We start from the raw sequence: 17341 nt of genomic DNA on the forward strand, positions 1-17341 counted from the left end.
GTCTTTACTTTAACTCTGATTATTTTTTAGGTCTTTTTGCACCATACTTGGATCTACGTTGTAGACGACCTTCTACTCCTGCCGTATCTAAAGCACCACGAACAATATGATACCTTACACCAGGTAAATCTTTAACTCTCCCGCCTCTAACTAATACTATCGAGTGCTCTTGTAGATTGTGTCCTTCACCTGGAATGTATGCGTTTACTTCCTTACCATTTGTTAACCTTACACGAGCAACTTTACGCATTGCTGAGTTTGGTTTTTTTGGTGTAGTTGTGTAAACTCGCGTACAAACTCCACGTCTTTGAGGACAAGAATCTAAAGCCGCCGATTTGCTCTTCTTAGTCATCTTGCGTCTTCCTTTTCTTACTAACTGTGAAATTGTTGGCATAGTTTTACTTAAATTGTTTTAAAAAATCTATTATTTTTAAGGTTTGCAAATGTAGATATATAATTTTAAAAAACAAATTTTAATCTATTAATTTTCAGTAACTAAGAAAACTAAACAACATCAATTATTTATTTCAACCATAAACTAAGATCGGATTCTATATAATATGAGAACCTGTAACTACGTTTGCAAAACCAACCGCCTAACCTTTTTTCGCCTACAAAACTGTTTCATGAATAGAATTACTATTAAGTTTTTAATTATTCTAGGGATCACAAATTCAATTTGGTCTCAAGACATTATCCTTCATACTCAATTTTCAAGTGATTCATTAGTTGAAAATAACAAACAAAAATTCAACTCAGTAAACGAAGCTGAAAAACATTTAGATTTCAAAATTGATAGTCTCAAAACCATAGGTTACCTTTTTTTGTCAGAAAACACAAAATTCGAAAGAAATACGCTTTTCGCTCATATTGAATTAAATCAAAAAATTGACTCAATACATATTGATATAAGGGATGCTGATTTAAAACTTTTTCCAAAAAAAAGTATAGTAAATGACAAAACTATAGCAATCCCCTATTTTAAAATTGATAAAACGCTCAACTATGCAGTTCATCAATTAAAAGAATCAGGTTCAGCATTTGGAAAAGTGACACTTATAAACATAAGAAAAAAAGGAAAGTCACTTGAGGCGGAATTAAAAATAGATACTGGACAGAAACGCACAATTGACAAAATAAATATCAAAGGCTATTCAATGCTATCTGAAACTTACGTATCCAGATACTCAAATTTAAAGATTGGAAATACCTTTATTGAATCCGAAATCCAAAAAAAAACTGAGCAGTTAAACAATATTCCATTTATTAATGTAAAAAAACCAACTGAAGTCTTATTCAAAAAAGACTCTACGGAGTTGTTTATATATATAGACAAGGTAAAGTCAAATAGTTTTGATGGTCTTCTAGGCTTTAGCACCAATGAAGAAAACAACTTCCAACTTAATGGCTATTTAAACATGGTCCTACTAAATAATTTAAACTTTGGTGAACGACTTGGAATTATTTACAAAAATAATGGCTCTGGCCAGCAAATATTTGAAGGTAACATCAAAATGCCATTCGTTTTAAAATCCCCTTTGAGCTTAGGAGCTTCAGTAAGAATATTCAGAAGAGATTCTTTGTTTACAAATAATACTCAAAATATAGATCTCAGCTACCAAATCAACGAAAGAGTGAATTTTAAGGGCGGACTCGACTTTACAAATTCAACCAACATACAAATAGAAGAAATAAACTCACTTGACGATATCGCTGACTTTAAATCTACTTTCTACGGAGTTGGCCTAGAATATTTAAAAATGAATTCCAGACGGGGTTTTAATGAAGACACATTCATTAACATAGAAGCATCGCTGGGAAAAAGAGAAGCAGAAATAGATTCTGATCAATATAAATTATCAATTGAAGGCCAGCACCAAATCTCTGTGAACTATAGAAATAAAATATACATCAACCTAAACAGTCAATTCTTAATTTCTGACTCTTACTACAATAATGAATTATTTCGCTTTGGAGGCATAAATTCTATACGAGGATTTGCAGAAAATTCACTATTAGCCAATCGGTTTGCCATATTAAAGACTGAATACAGATACCTATTAGACGATAATCTCTTTGTAAATAGTGTATTAGATATAGGAAACTATCAAAACAAAACAAATAAAATTAACGAAAACATAATGGGTTACGGAATGGGTTTAGGGCTAAAGACAGAAGCTGGTATTTTCAGACTAGTGCTCGCAAATGCAGTATCAAGCAACCAAAAATCAAATTTATCAAACAGTAAAATCCACATAGGTTTCGTCTCATATTTTTAATGAATGTTACCGGTATATTAATATTTAACAATAGTTATATTAAAATAATGCCAATAAAAGTTGTGGAATTAACTTTATATTTTCATTTTTGGCATTGGCTAATTCAAATAAACAAAAAGATGAAATTAAAAATTAATGGGATTTTGACACTAATTTTAGTGTTAGTTGTGCAAGTAACCTTTGCACAAACGAAAACAGTTACTGGAACAGTAACAGACCCTGACGGCTATCCGCTGCCAGGTGTAAACGTTCTAATTGACGGAAAAGGTACTGGAACTCAGACTGATTTTGATGGTATATACTCTATCGATGCAAGTAGTTCTGACAGATTAGTATTTTCATATATTGGATTTACTAAACAAACAATTCAAGTTGGAGCAAAAACCGAAATTAATGTTCAACTTGAAAGAGGGGAAGCTTTAGATGAAGTTGTTGTTGTAGGTTATGGTACTACAACAAAACAAGCATTTGCTGGTTCTGCAAAACAAATTGATGCAGAAAACATTGCTAGTAAAAACTTCTCGAATGTTTCTCAATCATTAGCGGGTGAAGCTGCAGGTGTGACAGTTATTAATACATCCGGACAGCCGGGTACAACTTCTCAAGTTAGAATTCGTGGTTTTGGATCTGTAAACGGTAACAGAGCTCCGCTTTACGTTGTAGATGGTGTTCCTTTCTCGGGTAGCTTAAACTCAATAAACCCTAACGATATTAAATCAACTACTATATTAAAAGATGCAACTGCTACTGCAATATATGGGTCTAGAGGTGCCAACGGTGTTGTCTTAATAACAACTAAAAGCGGAACTGCTGAAGGGAATTTTGTTGAGGCAGACGTTAAAACTGGTGTGAATTTCCAGTTGATTGATAGATATGATGTAATAGAATCTCCAGAACAATACATTGGTTTAGTTTGGGAAGGGTTGTACAACAGAAATAGAGTTAATGGATTGGACAATGCTGCAGCTATAGACAATGCTAACAATAACCTGTTTAGTCCTAACAACGTACCTGTGGGATACAACATGTGGAATGCAGCTGATGGTGGTGAACTTATTAATCCTACTACAAGAACTGTAAATGAAGGGATTACCAGAAGATACACTCCAAAAAGATATGCGGAAGAAGCATTTAACGTTGCATTGAGAAAAGAAGCTAACATAAGAATGGGTGGTGGTGATGATACAAGCCGATACTTCTTCTCTACTGGCTATCTAGATGATCAAGGTTATGCTATTAACACTGGCTACGAAAGAATTACTACTAGATTGAATTTACAGTCTCAAGTAAAAGATTGGTTAGATATTCAAGGTAACATTGGTTATGCATATTCAGAGAGCATACAAAATGGTCAAACTGATGGTGCAGAAAATTTATTTGAATTTGCAGATAAAATGGCTCCAATATTCCCAGTATTTTTAAGAGATGATAATTATCAATTAGTTCCAGATCCGATATTTGGAGGTAATCAATATGATTATGGTAGTGACTCGGGATTTAGAGATAGACCCAATGCAAATACCTTAAACCCAATTGCATCAGCAAGATATGATCGTGCAGGCTATGAGAATCATGAGATTAATGGATCATTTTCTGTTAATATTAATTTGAGCGATAATTTAACTTTTGAAACTAATTTAGGTGCTCAATATTTTAATAGAATAGACAAGGATGCTAGAAATCCATTTTATGGTGGAGGTCGAGCAAATCAAGGTGATCTTTTCTTACAGAACAGACAAGATTTAATTATAAACGCTTTACAATTATTAAGGTACAATAATAGTTTTGGTGATCACAACCTTGAAGTGTTGGCTGCTCACGAAACCAACAAAAGAGAAACTAATATAAGTAACGCTTACAAGGGTAAAGTAGTTGTACCAGGTTTATATGAACTTTCCAATTATGTACAAAACCTACAACAACCATTTGGATATACATTTGGTAGATCTCTTGAATCTTATTTTAGTCAAGTCAATTATAATTATAAAGATACTTATTACCTTACAGCTTCTATTAGAACTGATGGGTCCTCTAGATTTACAACAGATAAGTGGGATACGTTCGGTTCCGTTGGTGGTGCTTGGATTTTATCTAACGAAGATTTCTTAGTAAACAATAAATATTTAAACTTTTTAAAGCTAAAAGCTTCTTGGGGTGTAACTGGTGATGAAAGTGGAGTTGGTTTTTACACAGGACAAGATCTTTGGAATCAAGGCCTATTAGGTGAAGACTATACATTTTCACTAAGAGAAGTTGGTAACCCAGATTTAACTTGGGAAATATCAAAAATGGCTCAAGTTGGTACAGAGTTTAGGTTAGGAAAATACCTAGATGTAACTCTTGACTATTACCGCAAAGACACAGAAAATCTTATTTTTGATAGAAGAATACCATTATCAACAGGAGAATCTATTATTACTGTAAACGATGGTGAGTTAAGAAATCAAGGTCTAGAATTTGATATCTCAAGTACTCTTGTAGAGACTGCAGATTTTAATTTATCTGCTACATTAAATGGTGCTAGCTACAAAAACGAATTAACACGAATGCCAATCGATCCTTCAACCAATGAAGCGCAAGTTTTAAACAGAAATGGTATTTATGGATATTCAGATGGTAGTTCAATTTATGATTTCTACATGAGAGAGTGGGCTGGAGTAGATTCTTCTAATGGTGCTCCGCTATGGAATCAATACTTTAATGATGAAAACGGAAATGGAATCCTAGATGGTAGTGAGGAAGCTATTCAATCATTAACTCCATACTTAGATGAAAACCCTGAAGCTAATGTTGCTAAGAGAGTAACGGATGATTATGCTACAGCTACTGATAAGTATGTTGGTAAATCTGCAATTCCAGATGTAGCAGGAGCTTTTAGATTAAATGCAACATATAAGAACTTCAATATTTCTACACAGTTTACTTACCAGATTGGAGGGTATGGGTATGATAACCAATATAGTGAATTAATGACTGATAGATTTGGTGCGGCAGGTAACAACTTTCATTCTGATATCTTAGGAAGATGGCAACAACCTGGTGACATTACTAATGTACCAAGATTGGCTGATGCAGCTGATGTGAATGCGGCATCAACTTCGACTAGATTCTTAACAAAATCTGACTATTTTGCATTGAACAATCTGTTAGTTGGTTATACTTTTAATCAAAAAATGCTAGGTGATACTGGAATTAAAAGTTTGAATATATTTGTATCTGGCGATAACTTGTTTGCAAATACAGTGAGAGATGGATACAATCCTCAAACAAGGCAAGATGGATTTTCTGGAAGAGCCTTGTACGCTCCGTTGACAACACTTACAATGGGTGTAAATGTTAAATTTTAAAAAAAAATGAAAATGAAAAGATTAATTAAAATTACGCTGATATCATTTGTTTTAGTACATATGGTATCATGTCAAGATGAATTTCTTGTAGAAGAGCCATCGCAGTTTTTAACTAGTGATCAATTAGAAGTAGCGGCAGAGAATAACCCTGATATTGTAAGAGGGTTTTTAGATGGGATTTATGCTTTAAATGCCGAGGCAGCATCAGGAGGAACTACTAGCCATACAGATTTTGGCCATAAAGCATATGACCTATATTCTGATATGCTTGTAGGAGATGTCGCTTTATCTGTAAGTACTTATGGATGGTATAGAGCTGATATTACAGAATTTCAAGCGCCATTAGATTTTACTAGACAATCAAACAGACAGCCTTGGCAATTTTATTACAGTATAATAAGATCTGCAAATACTGTAATTGGAACTTTAGGTGGAAATGATGCTGATCCTCAATTAGAAACAAACCAGCATATCTTAGGTCAAGCTTTCGCTTTAAGAGCTTTTTCATATTTCTACTTGACTCAATATTTTGTAAATGAGTACGATCCTAATGCTGAAGTTTTACCATTACTAGATGAAACGATCAATACTGGTCTTCCTAAATCAACAATGGGTGAAGTTTACACTTTGATGGAAACTGACTTGAATCGTTCAATCGATTTGTTATCAACATATTCTAGACCTACTAAAGCTCAAATAAATCAGTATGTAGCTAAAGGTTTATTAGCTTATGTTATAGCATCAACAAAAGATGAATCTAGACTTCCTGAAGTTATTGCTCTTACTGATGATGTAATTGGCAATAGCGGAGCTCAGTTAACACCAGAAAGTGAAGCTTTAGGAGGCTTTAATGACTTGAATAATCAAGGATGGTTATGGGGTATTGATCTAAATGAGGATCTTGGACTTGGATTGATTTCTTGGTGGGGTCAAATGGATTATTACACCTATAGCTACGCTTGGGCAGGTGATCCTAAAGTTATTGATGAGTCATTATATGACCTCATACCAGCTGATGATATAAGAAAAAGTCAATTTAATACTGGTCAGGATGCAACAGCGCCTGCTTTAACTCCAATTAATAAATTTTATCACCCAGGAAGAACTGCTGGAGGACAAACTGTAGTAACTACAGATTACGTTTATATGAGAGTAGCTGAAATGATTTTGTTGAAAGCTGAATCTCACGCAAAGTTAAATCAACCAGCTCCTGCTAGAGCAGCATTAAAGCTGTTAATGGAAGAAAGAGTACCTGACGCATCATATGTTGATGCTCTTAATGGTAGTGATTTAATGAACGAAATTTACCTACAGACTAGGATAGAATTATGGGGTGAAGGTAAAACTTATCTAGCTTTCAAAAGAAACGAAAGAACTGCTACAAGAGGTGAAAACCATTTATCCTTTGTAGGTGAAGAAATTCCTTACAATGATGAGAGAATGACGTTTGAAATACCTGAAAGAGAAATCCAGGATAACCCATTTATTAACACTCAAAACTAAGAAAGATGAAGATTACTAAAATTTTAGTCTTATTATTATTATCAACATTCATCATTTCTTGTGAAAATGATGAGTTAGGAAGTCCTAACTACGTCAGCATAGAAAATGAAAGTTATGTTGTGGATCTTGATATAGGTGCATCATCATCTTTGGATGTAAATGTCTATGCTGCAAATATTCAAGGTAGTGATAGAACTCTAAACGTTGTTCTTGATACTTCAAATTTAGGAGCTGATGACGATGCATTAGATGTTCCAAATACAGTAACAATTCCTGCGGGATCAAATTCAGCCGTCATTCCAATAAATGTAAATGACACAGGTTTTGAAATTTCTGGTGGTAGTTTTGAATTATCACTCGAAGAGCAAAGTTCTTTATCAACCGGAAGTTCATCTGTCATAGACATAAGTATTTCTTGTGCTGAAAGAGCAATTATAAATTTCGATTTTGATGGTTATGCAAGTGAAACAACTTGGTTCATCACTGATTCAGAGGGTATTGTTATTTATCAAGGTAGTGATTATGTAGACGGACAAGAATCATTTACTAGAGAAGTATGTCTTCTAGATGGTGACTATAAATTTATTGTTGAAGACAGTTTTGGAGACGGTCTTTCTTTTCCGAACATTGGTTCCGCAAGTGTAACTTTCAAAGGAGAAGTACTTGTCGAAGCAGTTGGAGATTTTGGAGAGCTATTTGAAGGCGAGTTTTCTATCCAAAATTAACCTTTAATATTTTATCAAATTTTATTTAACTCCGGATTTGTAAAAATCCGGAGTTTTTTTATGAATAAATTTTAAAAGAGTATTAATAATTGTTTTACATAATTGTAATAATAAGCTTAAAAGATTAATAAATAATTTTATATATTTAACAAAAAAAATGAAACAATTAATTACAATCATAATATTTACATTATGTTGCTTTTTTCAAGTATATGCACAAAATAACACTACAAATGATGTGCTAACTTATGAAGCAGAAAGACAAAATCGAGTAGCTAATTATTTAGAACATAACCCTAAAGCGAATAGCTCACAACTTAGAAGTTTAGTAGATGTTATTAATGGAAAGCCAATTTATGCAGAGAATCATAACATAAATGCCTCTGAAGCAACACGTACAAATTTTTTACAACTAGGCGGAGATTTAGGTTTAGATTTAGAAGGTGAAGGTATAGATATTGGAATATGGGAAGTTGGCGGACACCCATTATTGACTCACCTAGAGTTTAGAAATAATAGAGGTCTCAGCAAAATATCGATAGGAGATGATGTTGAACAAGCTAGTTTTCATTCCTCACACGTAGCAGGTACTTTAGTGGCGATAGGATTAAACCCAAGTGCTAAAGGAATGGCATCAAAATCTAATCTTTTAGCTTTCGATAACTTAAGCGATGTCACGGAGGCACTTGTGGAAGCTAGAGATAATGGATTAAAATTTTCAAACCATTCTTACGGAGTTCCTGTAGATAACTTAGAGGGAAATGAATGGTACATGGGAGCATACAGCAATGTGGCCAGGGCATGGGACGCTGTTTTGAATATTAATCCTTATTACTTAATGGTTGTTTCAGCGGGAAATGATGGTAATGCAAATTATCCTGGAGGCTTAGATTCAAGACTAGATAAATTAACTGGAAATAAAAATTCTAAGAATAATTTAGTTGTTGCTAATGCGTCTAATATAGTACTGGACAATGATGGTAATTTCCAAAGTGGTAACATAAACACTAGTAGTTCTCAAGGACCTACAGATGACGGTAGAATAAAACCAGATATAACTGGTCTTGGTACTCAAATATTATCAACAAGCAATACTAACAATAGTGCCTACGGAGTTGAAACAGGTACATCTATGGCCGCCCCGAATATCACTGGATCAGCTACGTTACTACAAGAGCTATACTTCAACTTAAATAATGAATATATGCTAGCTTCAACTTTAAAAAATTTAATTTTCATTACTGCAGATGATGCAGGAGATGTTGGACCAGATCCATTATGGGGTTGGGGCATAATGAATAGTAAAAAAGCTGCTGAAACAATATTAGACAACGGGACAACTTCTAAAATTTATGAATATGAATTGCAAAATGATGAAAATCTTACATTCAATGTCTCTAAAGACGGAGCCAAAGAACTGAAAATTGGAGTAGTTTGGACTGACGTAAGGGGTGAAGCCTTGGAAAATCAATTGAATAATCCTAGAGCTTCTTTGGTAAATGATATTGATTTAAAGGTGTTAGGTTCTGATCAAACAGAATATTTCCCATGGAAGTTAGACTTAGCAAATTTATCTGATGGTGCTATTAAAGGAGTAAATAATGTTGATAATGTTGAAGTTGTTGAAATTGATGATAAAAATGCTAATACGTATCAAGTTGAAATCTCACACAAAGGAGTTCTAGATGGCGGAAAACAAATGTTAAGTATCATTATAACTGGTATGACATCTACAACTTTAAATTCTATCGATTTTAAAACAGAAAACATTGCATTCTGGCCAAACCCAGTAAAGAATAAGTTGAACATAACATCTGCAGAATTTGACCTTACTAAAAATACTCGAATTTCAATTTATGATATGGTAGGTCGTAAAGTAATCGATAAAAAAGATTTTAGTTCGACAAGTAATCTAAGTATTGATACGAGTACACTATCTAAAGGAATTTATATTCTAAAGTTAACAGATGGTGCTCAAAGCATTCAGAAAAGAATCATAAAAGAATAAAGCACTTATTCATAGGATAACTAAAGGGATTGACATAATTTTGTCAATTCCTTTTAATTTAAATACAATGGAAGATTCTCATATTATATTCGGCATTCATAGTGTTGTAGAAGCTCTGAAGCAAAATAAGGATATTGAAAAAATCAATTTGCTAAAAGATTCAGACAACCCTAAACTAAAAGAGATTGAAGGTTTAGCTAAACAGCAAACGGTGAAAGTCTCTTATGTTCCTATACAGAAATTTAAAAAGTTTGAGAATTTAAATCATCAGGGGGTGATCGCTTACACCTCTCAAATCACCTATCAAGACTTTGAATCTACCGTTGAGGCAGTATTAGAAACAAAGGATAAACCTCTATTCTTACTTTTGGATGGAGTTACAGATGTTAGAAACCTAGGTGCTATTTTACGAACTGCAGAATGTACTGGTGTAGATGCTGTTGTCTTACCAAAAAGCGGGAGTGCTCAAGTCAATAACGAAACCATTAAGACCTCTGCCGGTGCTGCATTTAATATCTCGATTTGTAAAGTAGATCATCTTAAAGATGCAATATTCTATCTAAAATCGTCAGGAGTTGAGCTTATAGCAGCTACAGAAAAAACTGATGATACTATTTATGACCTTGATCTAAATAAACCATTAGCGATTATTATGGGAGGTGAAGGAGAAGGCATACAATCCAGTATTCTAAAAATGGCAGATCATAGAGGCAAATTACCAATGTCAGGAAATATTGAATCTCTAAATGTATCCGTCGCTTGTGGTGTTGTCTTGTATGAAAGTGTAAGACAAAGGCTTTTCAACATATAATTAATTCATGAATTAGGGTTTTGCTTATAAGTCACACCATCTTGATCACCTGCAGTTGTATCTTGAGTATAATCTATTGAATTTTCAACATCTGGTTCCTTAGGGCTGAAATTGCCATGCTCATCAAATTGCCTTAGAAATTCATCTTCTTTTTCGCTATGGGGTTTAGGTTTTTGAATAGATGGCAAACTACTAAAGTGAGTTGACTTCAAAATAAAACTGAACACCAGACCGATAATAAAACCGGAAAGATGACCTTCCCATGATATTCCTGGCTTTCCAGGCATTGTCCCCCAAACTAAGCTACCATATAAAAAAACAACGATTAGAGACAAAGCTATTAATCTGAAATTCTTTGATCTAACCCCTTTAAAAAATAAAAAAGAAGCTAAAAAATAAACCATCCCACTCGCACCTATATGGTAAGAAGAACGACCTATAATCCAGGTAAGTAAGCCAGAAAACAGCAAACCGTACAACAAAGCTTTCCAGGCTATATCCTTATAAAAATAAAACAAACTTGCGGTAAGCACTAATAACGGAATAGAATTCTTATAAAGGTGATCTATACCACTGTGGATAAATGGCGAAGCTAAAACACCTATTAGACCTTTTACTTTTCGTGGATAAACACCAAAAGAAGTAAAATTGAATCTAAATTTAATTTCTATCCAATACACCACCCACAGAAGTAATACGAGTAATATCGGCCATAAGATAGCTGCTACAACTGAGCGTTTATGATGTTGAACTATTAATTCTTTTTGATTCATATCTCAAAAGTATAGAAAAAAGTAATCAAATAGATTTCAAGACATAACATATCACTAAAGTATTTGAGGACAAAAATTAATTCATAATTTTGAAGTATGAAAGCACCTTTAGCAGAACGTTTAAGACCAAAACAATTATCAGATTATCTAAGTCAATCTCATCTCGTTGGGGTAAATGGGACGATTTCACAAATGATAAAACGTGATCTAGTTCCGTCCATCATTTTCTGGGGACCGCCTGGTATTGGCAAAACAACACTGGCTAATTTAATTTCTAAAGAAACTAAACGTAGCTTTTTCACCCTTTCTGCAATCAGTAGCGGGGTTAAGGACGTAAGAGAAGTGATTCAGAAAGCGAAGCAGGATCAAGGTTTATTTGAACAAAAAAATCCAATCTTGTTTATAGATGAAATTCACCGATTCAGTAAATCTCAACAAGACTCATTGCTTGGTGCGGTTGAAAAAGGTTGGATCACGCTTATTGGTGCAACCACTGAAAATCCAAGTTTTGAAGTGATCCCCGCTTTATTATCACGCTGTCAGGTTTATGTATTAAACGAATTTTCTAAAGAAGATTTAGTTCAGCTTCTTCAAAGAGCTTTAAAAAAAGACGAGTATCTTTCTAAAAAACAAATAGAACTCAAGGAAACGACTTCCCTACTCCGACTAAGTGGCGGTGATGCAAGAAAACTTTTGAATATGTTCGAGCTGGTCATCAATTCTGTAGATGAGGAGCCGATTATCATAACTGATCAATTGGTAGAGAATAAAATTCAGCAAAAAACAGCCAGGTATGACAAAACCGGTGAACAGCACTACGATATCATATCTGCTTTTATAAAGTCAATTCGAGGTAGTGATCCTAATGCAGCAGTATATTGGCTTGCAAGAATGATTGAAGGAGGCGAAGATGTGAAATTTATAGCTAGGAGATTAATTATCCTGGCGAGTGAAGATATAGGAAATGCTAATCCTACTGCTTTGATAATGGCAAACAACACCTTTCAGGCTGTAAATACCATTGGTTTTCCTGAAGCCAGAATAATTTTGAGTCAATGTGTAATTTACTTAGCCACTTCTGCAAAAAGTAATGCTTCTTATCAGGCCATCAATAAAGCCCAGGCCAAAGTGAAAGAAACAGGAGACCTGTCTGTTCCTTTATCTATTAGGAATGCTCCTACCAAGCTAATGAAAGACTTAGGCTATGGTGATAACTACAAGTACGCGCATAGTTATGAGAATAATTTTGTACAAGCTGAATTTATGCCAGAAGACATTAAAAACAGTGTTTTTTATGAACCAGGAAAAAATAAAAGAGAAGAGCAATTAAGACAATTTCTGAAACAAAAATGGACTGGAAAATATAAATACTAATTTATTTTTTTGAAAATAATAGTTTGAGTTTCACCAATGTCTTGATCCATATATTCTACATTCAAATCTCCTTCAGGATTAAAAAAAGCAGCCCCATTGATTTTTTTGGAATTAAAAATATAGGTTCCTCGATCTGCGATTTTTAAAACTGCATAATTCAGTTTACCTTCATTAGCTAGAATAACATAATTATTGTCTTCTTTTTTGATAAGCCAATAGGTCTCACCTCCAAATTTGTAAATCTTCTTCTCGGGATACATCTCCTCTGGCGATGACAGGTTTGAAGAGCTTTGAGCAGATTTACCCTGGGTTTTGTCTAAGCTACTATCGTAACGATAGTCTTCATCCTCTAAGGAGTTAAAAGCATCTTTTAAAGCGGCCTGATAGCCCTGTTGATAGTCTTTTATTTTGGTAGACCCTTCCTTAGATTCAAACAGAACATTATCATAACAGTCCTTCAGCCTGAAAACGACATTTATACGTAAGATACCACTGGTATCCTCAACCTCCAAAAATAAGGCTTCACAGCTATTACCCATTAATTTCAGCGGTCGCTCTTCCTTATCCATAAAAACCTTAAAGCCTTCCTCCTGAAGCAATACACGGGCTAAAATATTGAGCTGATATTGATTGGATTCGTCCTGAAAATCAAATTGCATCGGAACGATAACATGTTCATAGGCATTTATACTGGCAGTTTGAGTAAACCCCATCTGCATCCATAACATGACTGCCAAAACTAAACTTACTCTCATACTATAATAGTTTTTTTAATTCGTTAAGGTTCTGAATTTGAAGTCCTTCGTAAGTGGGTTCTTTACCAAAAAAGATTGCTTCCAAACCAGAAGCCTTAGCGCCCTCAACATCTGCTTCAAGGTTATCCCCTATCATAATGCTATTAGTATTTTTGGTTTTAGCTAAATCTAAAGCATATTCAAAAATAATTTTATTAGGTTTTTTAACCCCTGCATCTTCTGAAGTTGTTATGGTCTTGAAGTAAGGTGTCAACTTAGAATTGCCTAATTTCTTATGCTGTACATTATAAAATCCATTGGTAATGATATGAAGTTTATAGTTATTTTGAAGATAGTTTAATACGTCAAAAGTATTTGGGAATAAATAATTGTGGTTTGGCAGATAATCGATATAAGCCTGAGAAAGGTCATTTATCATTTGATCTGAAGTTTGATATTTTAAGACCTCAAAAACTTCACTCAGTCTTTGAAACCTTAAATTTTGCTGTTCAATTTTACCTTCACGAAATAGTTTCCAATATTTTTTATTAATCGGTAAATAGACGTCTAGGAAATCCTTTAGTGGCAGGTCTATTTTATGTTTATCAAATATCGTTTCAAAAGTAAGTTCAGAATTTTTATCAAAATCCCAAAGCGTATGATCGAGATCAAAAAATATATCAGTAATTCCTTTCATTTATAACATTTCTTTCATTAATGTGAAAATCGCATTTTTAAGTCCCTTATCTGCAAAATCTGAATTTTCAAATATAAAATTCATCTGACCATCTACAGACTTCAAAGAAGATTTTAATTCTTTTAACTCATCAATCTTTTCATACAAATCTACTCCTTTTAATGCATTTGAATTCAACACGTAAGGCTGTACAACCAGTCCAGAAACCTGTTCCAGATTTAAATCATAAAACTGAAATGATGTACATGTTCCAGCTCTAAAGCCTATGTTTTTTTGATATCCCATTGAAAAATCCTCGTCAATTTCCAATTTATTAAAGTTCAGATAAGCATCGGGGAAATTAAGATGATAATTCTTGATAAGTGTTTTTGATAAGCTTCTATTGACGATACTTTCCCAGCGTCTTTTTTCTTTCTTCAAAATTTCAAAGCTATACAAAGCTTCAAAACCTGGTAAGAGACCAAGGTCGCCATAATCTCCCATAGATTTTATCAATTTATGATAAACTCGTTTATTATAACTTATACTTTTTGTGTAACGGGAATAGTTACTTAGCTGAAAATAAAAATCCAATTGCAGTTTATTTTCTTTTGCAAACTCTATCAATTCATCATAGATATCATAAGGGTCTTGTTGTAACCTCATCATTGTTTTAAACCGATCAAACATGGATTTGAGCTGAAATTTAATCAAATCCCTTAGCGATGCTCCAACAAATCTTACAAAACCATTGTACTTGAACTTAAAAGCCTTTGAAACAGAAATCAAAAAATGACTTTTAAATCTTTTTTTAGGAAAACTATGGTCTGGAAATTTAGCCTTTAAAATTTCCTTCAGTTTGTAAGCCCAAACATCTACAACTGGGGTTTTTAAAAATTCATGCTGATATGCCAGGCTTTCTTCGATAGGATAAGAATCTACATCATTTTTCACGTGAGGTTGATACTCTTCATATCTAGTCACTAAGTAAAATGAAGCTGAGAAAATGTCAAAAGGGATATCACTATCGGAAGACACTCTAAAAAAGCAAGGAACGTCTTCCCAAATGTCCATGCTGAAATTGAGGTCATTAATTCCTAATTCTTCAAGCAATCCAAATTTTTGAATAAAAACTTCATTCCCTAAGCGTTTTTTAGCATAAGAAAACTTAACACCTTCAAAGGAAATAAAGTCTTCAACTTTTGATGTAAACTTTACCTTAAAACCTAGAATTCTTCCACAAATATGTCTAAAAATGTAATTGATTCTTGGGGTTTGCTTGGGAATATAAACCAGTAGTTCCATAAATTAAAGTAAGCTTTCATCAGCAAAGCTAAAGTAAGTTTTTTCTGTTACAATGATGTGATCTAGCACTTTTATGTCAAGCAACTCTCCAGCGTTTTTAATTTTTTGGGTTATAGTTTTATCCGCCTGGCTTGGCTGTAGGGTCCCAGATGGATGATTATGAGCTAAGATTAATGCTGTTGCTCCTTGCGCCAATGCACTTTTGTATAGTAAGCGCGTATCTACCATAGTCGCAGTGATGCCACCTTTACTTAAAGAGAATTTGAAAATAACTTTGTTGGAATTATTCAACATTAAAATCCAAAACTGCTCGTGATCCAAATCTCCAATATATGGATGCATAATTCTAAAAACGTCTTTACTTGAAGTGATTTTATCAAATTCCTCGAGTGGCTCTGCTCCTCTTCTCTTACCAAGTTCTAAAGCGGCCATAATACTAATGGCTTTTGCTTCTCCAATTCCTTTAAATTCCTGAAGCTGTTTCAAATTGAATTTGGCGAGTTTATGTAAACTGTTTTCAGACGCGTGGAGTATTTTTTTACAAAGCTCTACAGCGCTTTCTTCTCGATTTCCAGAACCAATAAGAATAGCTAAAAGCTCTGCGTCACTAAGGCTAGATTTCCCCTTATGAATTAATTTCTCCCTTGGTCTATCATCTTCTGACCAATATTTTATGCTGAAAGACTTTGAGGACGATGTCATGTGATTCAATATTTAGATAAATATAGTCAATCAGAAAAAAAGTAAGTGAAATTATAAAGAACTATGGATTTAAATAATTGAGAGATACCTCAGCACACTATGAATAAGATTGTAATTTTGAAGAATAAATTGACTTTAGGAGTTATGAGTTATATGCCAAATCATTTTACTGAAACCGACTGGACTAAAATTAAAGGTTTTATTGAGTTATTTCCATTGGCGACGCTCATTACTAGTTTTGGAAATGAAATTTTCACCTCTCATATTCCTTTTGTTATTTCTGAAGGTAAACTATTAGGTCATATCAACAAAGACAATCCACAGTTCAAACATTTAGATAAGTCAAAAGTTGAACTTATTTTTCATGCTGGAGATGCTTACATATCTCCTTCAGAATTTGATACTGATGAACTTCCCACCTTTAATTATGCCAAAGTACATATCAAAGGAAAAGCTTCTTATATCGACGAATCTCGACTTATCAAAAGTCTAGTGGATATGACCGATCAAATGGATAATAACTTTAAACTTGAATACTCACATCCTAAAATTGATATGCTGAAACATTTTATTCAAGGATTTGAAATTTTTGTTGACGATTTTCACGGGAGGTTTAAAATGAGTCAGGACAAGTCCAAAGCTCATTTTGAGAAAGCTAAATCGCTTGTAAAAGAGAGTCAGGCAAAACGCATCAGCTATTTTTTAAATAATTTAAACTTTTAGTTTATTTTGATATTTGCTCTTCCTCACGACTAAAAGTGATTTCGACTTTTTGTTTCCCCCATTCAATGGCGGCTTCTTCATCTAAGCCCATGTAGATATCAATCTTCTTTTCCCAACGCTTATTCATTTTATCTTTAACTATATACGTCCCCGAAAGACCTTTTATTTCTACCTCCTGGTTATGATCTAGGCCAAGTTCTATCAAATCTCGAGATACTGCAATAGCACGCTCTCCAGGCTCCAGAATATCTCCCCATGCGGTTAAGTTTGGGTTTCCTCTTTTGGTCTGTTCCTCTACAGAATTGTAAGCTGATGCCGTTACTGTCATTGTAACCTTTTCAGGGCCTTCATTGCTTTTACAACTTGATAACAGAAGTAAAA

15 protein-coding genes are annotated in these 17341 nt (G+C 33.7%); 8 read left to right on the top strand and 7 right to left on the bottom strand.

What is annotated here, in order from left to right; all coding sequences use genetic code 11:
* Positions 1-19 precede the first annotated feature (19 nt).
* Positions 20-394 carry a 30S ribosomal protein S12 gene (gene rpsL, locus ACFQ0R_RS08970; RefSeq protein WP_019039484.1) on the bottom strand — a complete coding sequence of 125 codons (375 nt, stop codon included), beginning with the start codon at positions 392-394 and terminating at the stop codon, positions 20-22.
* 232 nt (positions 395-626) lie between these two features.
* Here rpsL and ACFQ0R_RS08975 point away from each other — a divergent pair, with 232 nt between their 5' ends.
* The 6 genes from ACFQ0R_RS08975 (at position 627) to rlmB (ending at position 10673) form a co-directional block, all read left to right on the top strand.
* Complete coding sequence (locus ACFQ0R_RS08975; RefSeq protein ID WP_379658025.1) at positions 627-2279, top strand: ShlB/FhaC/HecB family hemolysin secretion/activation protein; 1653 nt, start codon at positions 627-629, stop codon at positions 2277-2279.
* A gap of 119 nt (positions 2280-2398) precedes the next feature.
* Positions 2399-5626, top strand: coding sequence for a SusC/RagA family TonB-linked outer membrane protein (locus ACFQ0R_RS08980; RefSeq protein ID WP_379658026.1), 3228 nt, complete (start codon positions 2399-2401; stop codon positions 5624-5626).
* Between the two features lie 12 nt (positions 5627-5638).
* Positions 5639-7129 (top strand): RagB/SusD family nutrient uptake outer membrane protein, encoded by a 1491-nt coding sequence (locus tag ACFQ0R_RS08985; RefSeq protein WP_379658027.1) that lies wholly within the window; start codon positions 5639-5641, stop codon positions 7127-7129.
* A 5-nt stretch (positions 7130-7134) separates the two neighbouring features.
* Positions 7135-7854, top strand: coding sequence for a hypothetical protein (locus ACFQ0R_RS08990; RefSeq protein ID WP_379658028.1), 720 nt, complete (start codon positions 7135-7137; stop codon positions 7852-7854).
* A gap of 157 nt (positions 7855-8011) precedes the next feature.
* Entirely contained in the window at positions 8012-9862 is a 1851-nt protein-coding gene (locus tag ACFQ0R_RS08995; RefSeq protein WP_379658029.1) for a S8 family serine peptidase, read from the top strand.
* A 67-nt stretch (positions 9863-9929) separates the two neighbouring features.
* Entirely contained in the window at positions 9930-10673 is a 744-nt protein-coding gene (gene rlmB / locus ACFQ0R_RS09000; RefSeq protein ID WP_379658030.1) for a 23S rRNA (guanosine(2251)-2'-O)-methyltransferase RlmB, read from the top strand.
* Positions 10674-10678: 5 nt separating this feature from the next.
* Here the strand turns inward: rlmB and ACFQ0R_RS09005 are convergent, their stop codons facing one another.
* Entirely contained in the window at positions 10679-11446 is a 768-nt protein-coding gene (locus tag ACFQ0R_RS09005) for a rhomboid family intramembrane serine protease (RefSeq protein WP_379658031.1), read from the bottom strand.
* Positions 11447-11542: 96 nt separating this feature from the next.
* On the opposite strand from ACFQ0R_RS09005, the gene ACFQ0R_RS09010 reads away from it, so the two are divergent.
* Positions 11543-12820 carry a replication-associated recombination protein A gene (locus ACFQ0R_RS09010; protein WP_379658032.1) on the top strand — a complete coding sequence of 426 codons (1278 nt, stop codon included), beginning with the start codon at positions 11543-11545 and terminating at the stop codon, positions 12818-12820.
* Here the strand turns inward: ACFQ0R_RS09010 and ACFQ0R_RS09015 are convergent.
* Genes ACFQ0R_RS09015 through radC form a run of 4 tightly spaced genes read right to left on the bottom strand, consistent with a single transcriptional unit; the run spans position 12817 to position 16237 of the window.
* On the bottom strand, positions 12817-13575 hold the full coding sequence (locus tag ACFQ0R_RS09015; protein WP_379658033.1) for a hypothetical protein: 759 nt from the start codon (positions 13573-13575) through the stop codon (positions 12817-12819). The two genes, ACFQ0R_RS09010 and ACFQ0R_RS09015, sit on opposite strands and share 4 nt — an antisense overlap.
* A 1-nt stretch (position 13576) precedes the next feature.
* Complete coding sequence (locus tag ACFQ0R_RS09020; RefSeq protein ID WP_379658034.1) at positions 13577-14251, bottom strand: YjjG family noncanonical pyrimidine nucleotidase; 675 nt, start codon at positions 14249-14251, stop codon at positions 13577-13579.
* A complete protein-coding gene (locus ACFQ0R_RS09025; RefSeq protein ID WP_379658035.1) occupies positions 14252-15535 on the bottom strand; it encodes a polysaccharide deacetylase family protein in 1284 nt (427 codons plus the stop codon).
* Positions 15536-15538: 3 nt separating this feature from the next.
* On the bottom strand, positions 15539-16237 hold the full coding sequence (gene radC, locus ACFQ0R_RS09030) for a RadC family protein (protein WP_379658036.1): 699 nt from the start codon (positions 16235-16237) through the stop codon (positions 15539-15541).
* A gap of 99 nt (positions 16238-16336) precedes the next feature.
* Here radC and ACFQ0R_RS09035 point away from each other — a divergent pair, with 99 nt between their 5' ends.
* Entirely contained in the window at positions 16337-16960 is a 624-nt protein-coding gene (locus tag ACFQ0R_RS09035; protein WP_379658037.1) for an FMN-binding negative transcriptional regulator, read from the top strand.
* Position 16961: 1 nt separating this feature from the next.
* Here ACFQ0R_RS09035 and ACFQ0R_RS09040 read toward each other — a convergent pair whose 3' ends face one another.
* On the bottom strand, positions 16962-17288 hold the full coding sequence (locus ACFQ0R_RS09040) for a 3D domain-containing protein (RefSeq protein WP_379658038.1): 327 nt from the start codon (positions 17286-17288) through the stop codon (positions 16962-16964).
* Between the last annotated feature and the right edge of the window lie 53 nt (positions 17289-17341).

This window comes from Psychroflexus salinarum, from assembly GCF_042677225.1.
GTDB lineage: Bacteria > Bacteroidota > Bacteroidia > Flavobacteriales > Flavobacteriaceae > Psychroflexus > Psychroflexus salinarum.